Source organism: Vagococcus humatus, assembly GCF_003950325.1.
Lineage (GTDB): Bacteria > Bacillota > Bacilli > Lactobacillales > Vagococcaceae > Vagococcus_C > Vagococcus_C humatus.
In genome coordinates this window covers 106232-116282 of sequence record NZ_PXZH01000006.1, presented here as the reverse complement: position 1 = coordinate 116282, position 10051 = coordinate 106232, and the positions used below count along the sequence as shown (strand labels likewise).

9 protein-coding genes and 1 pseudogene are annotated in these 10051 nt (G+C 32.9%); 1 reads left to right on the top strand and 9 read right to left on the bottom strand.

The window, feature by feature from the left end:
- A pseudogene (locus tag C7P63_RS10340) lies at positions 1-196 on the top strand (hypothetical protein); the annotation flags it as partial.
- A 68-nt stretch (positions 197-264) separates the two neighbouring features.
- Here C7P63_RS10340 and lacG read toward each other — a convergent pair.
- From lacG to C7P63_RS09280, 9 genes are all read right to left on the bottom strand, one after another.
- Entirely contained in the window at positions 265-1677 is a 1413-nt protein-coding gene (gene lacG, locus C7P63_RS09320; RefSeq protein WP_125943883.1) for a 6-phospho-beta-galactosidase, read from the bottom strand.
- A 21-nt stretch (positions 1678-1698) separates the two neighbouring features.
- Entirely contained in the window at positions 1699-3426 is a 1728-nt protein-coding gene (locus C7P63_RS09315) for a PTS lactose transporter subunit IIBC (RefSeq protein WP_125943882.1), read from the bottom strand.
- A 16-nt stretch (positions 3427-3442) separates the two neighbouring features.
- Positions 3443-3775: a PTS lactose/cellobiose transporter subunit IIA gene (locus C7P63_RS09310; protein WP_125943881.1), complete on the bottom strand. Its 333-nt coding sequence runs from the start codon at positions 3773-3775 to the stop codon at positions 3443-3445.
- A 28-nt stretch (positions 3776-3803) separates the two neighbouring features.
- Positions 3804-4658, bottom strand: a complete 855-nt coding sequence (locus tag C7P63_RS09305) for a PRD domain-containing protein (RefSeq protein WP_125943880.1) — start codon at positions 4656-4658, stop codon at positions 3804-3806.
- 276 nt (positions 4659-4934) lie between these two features.
- Positions 4935-6359, bottom strand: a complete 1425-nt coding sequence (locus C7P63_RS09300) for a glycoside hydrolase family 1 protein (protein WP_125943879.1) — start codon at positions 6357-6359, stop codon at positions 4935-4937.
- A 166-nt stretch (positions 6360-6525) separates the two neighbouring features.
- Complete coding sequence (locus C7P63_RS09295; protein ID WP_165863814.1) at positions 6526-7617, bottom strand: WxLIP family cell surface protein; 1092 nt, start codon at positions 7615-7617, stop codon at positions 6526-6528.
- Between the two features lie 82 nt (positions 7618-7699).
- Complete coding sequence (locus tag C7P63_RS09290) at positions 7700-8824, bottom strand: WxL domain-containing protein (protein ID WP_125943877.1); 1125 nt, start codon at positions 8822-8824, stop codon at positions 7700-7702.
- 25 nt (positions 8825-8849) lie between these two features.
- The gene (locus tag C7P63_RS09285; RefSeq protein ID WP_125943876.1) at positions 8850-9626 is read right to left on the bottom strand and encodes a WxL domain-containing protein; all 777 of its coding nucleotides are present in this window, start codon (positions 9624-9626) and stop codon (positions 8850-8852) included.
- A complete protein-coding gene (locus tag C7P63_RS09280; protein ID WP_125943875.1) occupies positions 9616-9939 on the bottom strand; it encodes an EF2685/EF0750 family sortase-dependent surface protein in 324 nt (107 codons plus the stop codon). Before C7P63_RS09280 ends, C7P63_RS09285 begins: the two co-directional genes overlap by 11 nt.
- Between the last annotated feature and the right edge of the window lie 112 nt (positions 9940-10051).

Sequence of the window (10051 nt, the reverse complement as noted above, 5' to 3'; positions counted from 1 at the left end):
CACAAAAATCTTAGCAGTCTCTAGCTTATCTGACAATCCTCTTGCTACATTAAGCGATCACGTTATCAATGTGTATGATGCTCCCAAAACGCGAGAAAAAATCCGTTCTAGGCTAATGCTCAATTTAGTTGGAACTCTTTTGTTTGAAACTATCATTGCTAAAATGAACAAAAACAAAGCAAAGAACCCACACTAAGGAGGGGAGTCCTTAATGTGGGTATTTATTTTTTTATTTTGTAAATAGCTCTACAAAATATTCAACCCTTATTTTAATTCACGTGTTTGATGTAATTCTTTCCACCAATAAGCACTTTGTTTTGGATATCTCTGTTGACTCTCAAAATCAACATAGAACAACCCATAACGTTTATTATATCCGTTAGACCATGAGAAAACATCCATAAGCGACCATAAAAAATACCCATTAACATTAGCACCATCGCGAATTGCATCTGAAACTGCTTCTAAATGTTGTTTAATGTATTCAATTCTTGGCGTGTCATTAATCACACCATCTTCAAAATCATCTTTATAGCCCATTCCATTTTCTGTGATAAAAATTTCTTTATAATTACGATAATCATTTTTCACTCGCATAATCATATCATACAGACCTTTAGGATAAATAAGCCAATCCCAATCAGTTCTTGGAATAGCCATATCAAACATAGCTTCTCCTACACCTTTTAATTTGAAAACAGATGTGCCTTTTTCTCCCGTTCCATTGTGGTGAATATCATTGTCTCCCTTATAAGATCTAAAGAATGAACTTTGATACTGATTAATTCCTAAATAATCCAATTGACTAGCAGCTTGTTTCATTTCTACTATATCTTCATAAGGAACCTCAATATGAGCATCATTACTTCTTAAAATCTCTTGAATATTATTCCAAGTCGCTTCTTGATACTCTCCTAAAAAAGTTGCATCTAATAAAAATTTATTAGATAAAGTATCTGCTAGCTCAGCTGCCCGTTGATCATCAATACTATCTCTATTATAAGGATATTTAGTTTCAAGAGAATGAATGATTCCACATTGTCCCGCATACCCTTTTTCCTTAAACAAATTCAAAGCCCGTGCATGTGCCAACATAATGTTATGCATAGATTGAACTACTTTACTATAATCAAAACGAATGCCTGGTGGGAAAGTTCCTGTAAGATATTGACAAGAAGAGACTGGCCATACTTCGTTAAATGTAAACCATTTAGTTACCTCTCCTTCGTATTCTTTAAAACAAAAATCAGCGTATCTCGCAAATGCTTCAACTGTATCTAAATTTAAAAAATCTCCTTCTTTATGCAAAGTATCTGGAGTATCAAAATGATGTAGAGTTACATAAGGTTCTACTTGTCTTTTATGACATTCTTTAAATAGATCATGATAGAATTTCACTCCAAGTGGATTAGGTTCTTGATCATTCCCATTTGGAAAAATTCTTGACCAAGCAATAGAAATTCTAATCCCGTCTACCCCAAATTTTTCACATAATTCTAAATCCTCTGGGTAACGATGATAAAAGTCACTAGCAGGATCTGCTTTAAATCGACCTTGTTTTTCTAAAAAATCATCCCAAGCAACCTTACCTTTACCATCCTCTTTTGTAGCACCTTCTGCTTGATATGCCGCTGTTGCTCCACCTAAAACAAAATTCTTTGGTAATAATTTAGTCATGAGCTAATTCGTCCTTTCTTTTTATACTAAGGTTTCTGTGATAAGTTTTAATGCTTTATCAGCATTGCGAGTCATATTAATATACTCTTTTCCATTAGTCGTAATCATCTTAGCATTATTTAAATCACATTCTTTTTGTAATTCATCCTTCATTGTTGCCATCTGAGGTGCCAGTACAACAACATCCATATCTGAAATCAAAGCAGTGTGATTACCAAATGCAGTTGCTGCTGCTTCTAATGGTAAATGCTCTTTTTCTGATAATTGATTTAAAGATTTAGCTAAAATACCGCTAGTTCCCCCACCTGCACAAAGCACTAAAACGTTCAAGTGTTGTCCATCTTTTGTTTGATTTAAGTTAATTAATTCAGACGCATTATAAACTACATTTCCTACTTCTTTAGATTCAACGTCTGTGTTAGTAATACTTTCAGTTATTTTCTTTTCAACTGTTTCAGCTTCTTGTTCTTGCTCTTTTTCTTCAGCTACTTTCATTCTGTCATAAGCTTTAAAGAATGGATAATAAATTACAAAATCAAGTGCCATAACTACTACAGCAAATAGTAATGCAATTAATGAAAAACCGGTTCCCATAAATATATAAAGAGGACCAGGTGTTGTCCAAGGTAAATTGTAAATAAAACTTGGCATTTTAATAACATCGACAAAAAATTTGAATAACCAAACATTTGCGATAGGAGCAAATATAAATGGAATCATGAATGTTGGATTCAGAATTAAGGGTGCTCCAAACAAGATAGGTTCATTAACACCAAAAGTAACTGGTATGGCTGAAGCACGTCCTACTGCTTTCATTTCTTTAGATTTTGCAAGAGTTGCAAACATATAAGTAATTACTAAAGTGGCACCAGTTCCGCCTAAAGTAGCTACGGCATATTGAGTTCCTGGAGTCAACACATTAGCTGCATGCTGGCCTGCTTGATATAAATGTAAATTTTGCTCTACATTAACCATGTAAATTGCAGTTACTGCTGGTTCAACAATAGAGGGACCATGAATACCTATAAACCAGAAAAATGCCATTAACCCATAAATAATTGCTAACCCAATATAGCCATCTGCAGCTGTAAAAAGGGGAGCCAATGCTTCAATAATCCAGGCAGCTAAATTAGTACCTGTTAGCTTTCTAAACCCAATATCAAACAACCAAAATACTGTTGTTGAGATACTAAATGGAATAATATTTTGAAAAGCTTCTGAAATATTCTGAGGAACTTCATCAGGTAATTTTATGGTAATTTTATGTTTAAAACACCAAAAATAAATATTAGGCACAATAAATGACACTAAAAATGCTGCAATCAAACCTTTGGATCCAATAAAACCTGTAAATAAATTTAAACCTTCATCAGTAAACACTGGATCTACTGCTACTAATAAAAAGGCAACTTGAGTCGCAAACATCACTGATGAAACAGGTACCTGATTAGTTTTAGGTAGTTCTAAATTTAAATTTACAGCCAAAGCCCTCGAAACATTTGCTGCCGCAAAAAATGCCAATGCTCCCATAGAATAGTTATACGCTTTATTTAAAGCCGCTTCTACATTTTCTGGCCACATAAATCCCCAGATGTTAGGTACATAAGCAACTAGTAAAAATAAACTTGAAAAAATGATAATTGGCATTAGTGAAATAAAGCCATCTCTAATCGCTCTTAAATACTTATTAGTAGCAATCTTTTTAAAAGTTGGTTGCCACTTATCAATTTGTTTAATAATTCCATCCATTTTTATCCCTCCATTATTAATTTTTTTCTAATTGATTTAGCCGCTCATACATGTCAATAAAATATTCTGCTTGATCTTTTAATAACATAGTTGTCATAAGACTATCTTGAGCGTGAACCATAATAAAAGTTACATCTAAATCAGCACCTCCTGCTTCTTGACTTAATAAATTAGTTTGTTCGTTATGTGCATCCACAATTGCTTGGTTTGCTTCTTCTACATAGCTCCTTGCTTCCTCTATCTTTCCTAATCTAGCACTGTCCATTGCCTGAAATAGACATGTTTTAGCATCTCCTGCATATGCTACAATCGCAAATCCTATTAATGAAATCTCTTCTTTTGTTGCCATAATTATTTACCTCCAAAATTTTTTCTGTTTATCTTTTTGATGATTCTCCAATTAATCTTTGGATATGAATCACTAAGTATAACTCTTCGCTTTTATTAATTTGAATACAAAATTCATGCTCTAATCGTGTGTAAATATTAGTTGCTAATTGATAAGATTTAGGATACCTCTGTTGTAGTTGGTCCAAAAGGTCATTGGTAAATTCAATATCTGTAGCACTTTTTTCATCTAACCTATCAATAAAATAATTAAAGTGAACCATAAAACGATCATAATAATTTTTGTTTTTATCCGTTCTAAAAATTCCCTGTAAATTCAGCTCTTCTTGTACAATTTCTGAAACATTTTTAATATTTCGATTTTCATACTTACTTGTTTCTTCAGATTGTCCTTTGGCATTAATAAAATGTAGAGCAATGCTTTGAATTTCTTCTTTTGGGAAAGATATATTTAAATTCCTATAAATAATAGCTAAAGCATCTTTTGAAATTTGGTATTCTATTGGGTATTGTTTTTCCATATTAGGAATTAGGTTATTATTTAACTCATTATTTTCCAACCTTTTGTATGCCCAATAAATATGATCAGTTAATGTCACATAGATATACTCTTGAGTTAAAAATTGATAATTTATCTTGGCATGTTCAACTATTTCATACGTTGTTGTAATAAAATCGATTGGGACATCATGCAGCAGTAACAAAGCTATATTTTCTTCTTGATTTTGTCCCTCTAATTTGAATAACTTATCAACTTGCTGCTTATTTAATCGATCTCCCTTCTTTTTGTTAAAAACTAAGCCTTTTCCCATTGCGATAGCTTGTTCTCCATCATCTAAACGAACTATTGCTACGTTATTATTTAACACTTGAAAAACTTTCATTTATTTCCTCCTCCCTCTTTAATATAAAAAGAAAAAACCGCAAACAACAAACTAACATCAGCTAGTCTCTTGTGTGCGGTTTTTGCCTAATTAAATAGTAACAATCCACTAAATATTATTCTATATACATAAGATAGCATATATCTGTATAAATGTAAACGTTTTATCATAAAATAATAATTATATCATTTTAAAATAAAAATTAAGAGAAGTTATTATGAAAAAATTATGATTTTCTAATACAACTCCTCTTAATTCAGAAATATACATTAACGTTTAACAATCAAATAAGCTAGAACCATTAGTTTCAATTACTTGATGATACCAATCAAAACTTTCCTTTTTATAGCGATTTAGTGTCCCAGAGCCATCTTGCTGATAATCTACATAAATAAATCCCCATCGCTTCAACATGGTTCCAGTAGTTCCACTAACAAAGTCCATTACTGCCCAATTGGTGTATCCAATTACATGTATACCATCAGCCAAAGCTTCGTTAATTTGTTTCAAATGATCACCAATCAACTTGATTCGGTAATCGTCCCTAACAGTCAACTTCTCATCTCTTTTTTCTAATTGTTCAATCGCTGCAAAACCATTTTCTACAATAAACATTGGCAATTGGTATCTATTCCAAAGATGATTTAAAAAGACTTTTAATCCAATTGGATCCATTTGCCAACCCCACTCATCTTCAACTAATTCGGGATTTTTTACTGTTTCAAAAATATTGCCTTTACCTTTTTCTCCAGCATCTTTATCATAAGTTGAACAAGACGTATTATAGTAGCTAAATGCTAAAAAATCCATTGTATTTTCTTTTAATAATTTCATATCTTCTGTATCGATAGATAAGTTAATCTCATTCTTCTTGAAATAGTTTTTAATAAACCAGGAATATTCGCCAAATGCTTGAATATCTGTAAAAAAATCATAAAATAGATTTTCTTCTTGTGCTGCCAAAATATCCGTTGGTTTAGAACTTAAGGGATAGGTCAATCTTGATATAAAACTACATCCGACCTGTGCATCTGGAGAAATACCTTTAATTAGTTGTTTTGCTTTAGCACTAGCTACAAACATATGATGAAGTGCTTGAAATTTTTCTTCTTCTGTAACACCATTTGTTTCATCAATCCCAGCTTGATAAAAAGGCATTCCTAAAAGAGCGTTAATCTCATTAAAAGTCAACCAGTATTTCACTTTATCCTTGTATCTTGTCACAATTGTTTCAACATATTTCAAATAAAAATCGATTAGTTTTCGATTAGCGAATCCGTTATATGTTTCTGCTAAATATAAAGGCATTTCAGATGTGTGAGTAATTGTAATAATTGGCTCAATTCCTTTAGATAAAAGCTTATCAAATAAACGGTCATAAAATGCTAAGCCAGCTTCATTCGGTTTTTCTTCAATTCCAGTAGGAAATATTCTTGACCAAGCAATAGAGGTTCTAAAACAACGTAATCCTAGCTCACTAAACAGTTCTACATCTTCTTCATATCGATTATAAAAATCAATAGATTGTAACTTGAGATTATCTTCTGTAGGTTCTTTAGTTCTCCCATCTGAAGGAGCGTTAGGAACCACGTCTGAAATTGCTACTCCTTTACCATCTTGATTATAAGCTCCTTCAAAATGATAAGCTGCTGCTGCACTGCCAAATAAAAAATCCTTTGTAAAATGACTTTTATTTTCCAAATCTATCCCTCCTATTTAATAAAAAAGAAAAACCGCAAACAACAAACTAGCATTAACTAGTTTCTTGCATGCGGTTTTTGCCTAATTGAATAGTAACAATCCACTTATATAAGATTGATTTCATTTACAGACTATCACATATATTCATAAATGTAAACGCATTATTTTATTTCCTGCGTCGTTTTCTCTTTTTCCCTTTAGTTTGATCAGCTAACTTAATTTCATTTCTTAGCATAGCTTTTTCTTTTTTATTTTTTCTTTGAACAAGATACATTCCGATTAACAATAATGTTAGCACTACTCCAAAGCCAATAAGCATGTATAATCGTGTATTATCTTTTTCAACTAACACATCTAACTCATTATATTTTTTGGCCATTTTCCTATCAATTTTAAACTCTTTCGTGAAATGCCATTTTTCATTATTTTTTGATTTAACAGTCAAATCCATCATATATTTCCCTGGCTTCATTTCTTGTCCATTTAATTTGACTGGATATTTAAAATAAGAATTAGGTGCCATTTTCATATTACGACTAACAGAATGATAAACTGGCTTGTCCTGATTATTTTTTTTAAAGACCTGTGCATCTACTTCTACTTCATTCATAAACTTAGCTTTCTTATTATACAAAGTAGCGTTAATCACATTACGATGATTGACTTGGCCAGCTTTAACATCCCCCATAGTTAGCTTAGAAGGAAGTTCTTCTTCACTTTCTCTTATTACGATTCCAATAACATAAGCAAATTGATTCGTAATACTCACAGCAGAATCTTTCGCTTCAGCATCCTTTTCACCTTTATCTAATTCATTTTTAAGTGTAATCCCTCCTGCTAGTAATCCTTTATATGCCTGTTTAGGCATGTTTATTTGTAAGTGCAATACTTTTTCCCCTTGTTTAGGAAGGACTATTTCTTTTTCAACTGGAACTACAACGTCTTCAATCTTATAGGGGACTTCTTTATCCAGTTTATCCTTTGTTTTTCCGTATTCAACCACTCCATTTAAATTAGTACGAGCTTGCTTCAGTAACGGTTTAATTCGAACTTCTTTATCAGAACCATTCACTAGTTTTAATTCTAATGTTTGTTTTTGACTAGGTTTCACAATTAAATCATAAAACCCAACATTTTGACGATATTGATTATCTGGTAATTTAGGTTCAACATAAAAATCTAATGATTTTGCTGAACTAATTACTGGAAAAAAACATATACAACATAAGATAATAAATATTGATTGAATTTTTTTCATAGCCATTTCTCCGTAATTATATTGTCATCTATTTTTCTAGAATAGAGCATCTTTAAAACCACTCTATTCTAGAAAAAGTGTTTTATTCAGCCGTTGCTAATGTCCATGTTAACTTAGTTTCATACAAAGTATCTTTTTGTGGATTGGCACCTGCTGGCACCTCTAAAGTTACTCCTTCTTTGTTATCTGGATACCAACGAGGTAAAATTTGTAATTGATTTGTTACACCTGGTGCTTCTACTCCTAAATCTTTCTTTACAGCGTCTTTATAAGAACCATTATATTTTTGCTCCCACTCTGCTTTTTTATCATAAGGAGCTTTACCAAAACGATAAACCCAAGTACCAATACCACCAGTAGAAGATTCGGCGCCATATTTCATAACAACTTGAGCCTCTCCTGGCTCTATATTAATCTCTTGCATATTAACGCCTAATATATCTTCAGGCTTAACTCCCCCATTTTGACTATTTCCTACAATTGCTCCATCCTCTGCTGCTGCAAGTCTCAGTACAGCCCCATCTAACTTGTACATTTCATTTGTTTCTTCATCTTTTACTCTATTACCAGTAAATTGGCTATCTTGTTTAACTTTTAACTCCCACTTACCACTAGACCCTCGTTTATCACTTACTTGAACATAGTGTCTCACTAACTCAAGATTATCATCATATTCTAACTTCTCTCCCTCTTTTAAAATATGAGTGATTGGTAAGTAACTTTCTTCCTTAAGCTTATCATCTTCATATACCTTTACCTTGTAATAAAGTTGATCTCTATTTTCTGTAACCTCACTCAGTTTCTCTAACTCTTCGCCCTCTTTCAAACTTTCCCGGTTAAATCTTGTCGCTGGTACAAATTCGCCTGCCTCATTTTTTTCATAAATTTTAACTGGTTTCATCCGGTTGTATTTTGCTCCATAAGTCATCCCACTAACAGCAATTCTTCGGCTACCAAAATGAAAATTAGGAACATAATCAATACTTAAAGGCCCTTCAGTACTATCTGTTGGTTCTTCTGGGGCTACTGGTTTATCTGGGTCTTCTGGATCTACTGGTAACTCTGGTCTAGTATCTTCATAAAAGTAGATATCCCCTTTAGAATTCACACTATTTTCTTCTTCTGCAAAAGATAAAGTAGCCTGTCCTAGCATGCCTAAAGCTAACACGCTGAGTAACAATATCCCTCTATATTTTTTCGTTTTCATGGGTAATGCCTCCCTTTTTCTTTTTTTATTCTACTGGGACACTCGATAGTTCCCAAGTTAGAGACGTATAATATTTAGCCGCATCTTTGGGTGTTTTTCCTGGGACAAAAAGCGAGACAGCCGGATTGATTTTTCTCATTCGGTTCCCTTGCGGCGTTTTTTCTACTACACTGGTAAGACTAGTTTCCTCTCCGTATACTGATAACCATGTTCCAAAACTATGGTAAGCTTTAGCGTTCATAACAGTTGAAGCTACTCCATTTTCATTTAACTCAATTGGAAACACCTCAACATCATTCTCCTCTGTTTTAAATACTGATACACTTTTAGGTGAATTCCAGGTAATAATTGCCCCTGTTAAAACAGGATATTTACTTGTCGCTGCTTTAAGAGGACCATTTTGTCTAACTTGTACAATCCATCCATCGTCCTGTCCTCGTTTATCCGTTACTTGAACATAGTGGGGAACTTGCTTAACTACTCCCGTGTTTTGTTGTTTGATTTGCTGTGTTGTGGCATAATACACACGATCTTCTTTTGAAATTTCTTGCGTACCAAAATCTAATGAAGACACAAAATCTAAACTTAAAGGTCCTTTTTGACCAGGTTTTTCCGGTTCAACAGGCTGAGAAGGATCAGTAGGATCAAGTGGGTCAGTAGGGGAATCATCTACTTCAAAATAAATACTGCCATAAGAAGTAGCCTTTTTTTCATTTGTTTCACCTAACACTAATGAAGTAGGAATTACTAAACCAAACATTAGTATCATTATAAAAATACCTTTTAATCCCTTAGTATACATGCCCCTCCCCTCCAAATAGTTGATAAATAAGCAACAAATTAGCTAAAATGAGACAGATACCTCCAATCGTTAGTGGCCAAATGGTAAATGGTGTTTCACTCAATTGCGGAAAAACAGGGGATGGTTTAGGTGTAGGCGACGGTTTAGGCGATTCAGGTTTTAATGGCGATGGTTCTAGAGGATCCTCTGAATACTCTCCAAAAAAAGAAACAGTTGCATCACTTTGAACGTTACTGTCAACAGCTTGAACAATTGAGGTAGTCACATTGACTAAAGTAAAAAGAATTATCCATCTAATCCACCAATTTTTCATACTATGAATCACCTCTTTTCAAACACCTATCTAACATTTAGATACACTAAATATTGGTGATTTATCTTTAGATAAGTCTTTTTTGTGAATTTTATTCATTTTTTTAAGCTAA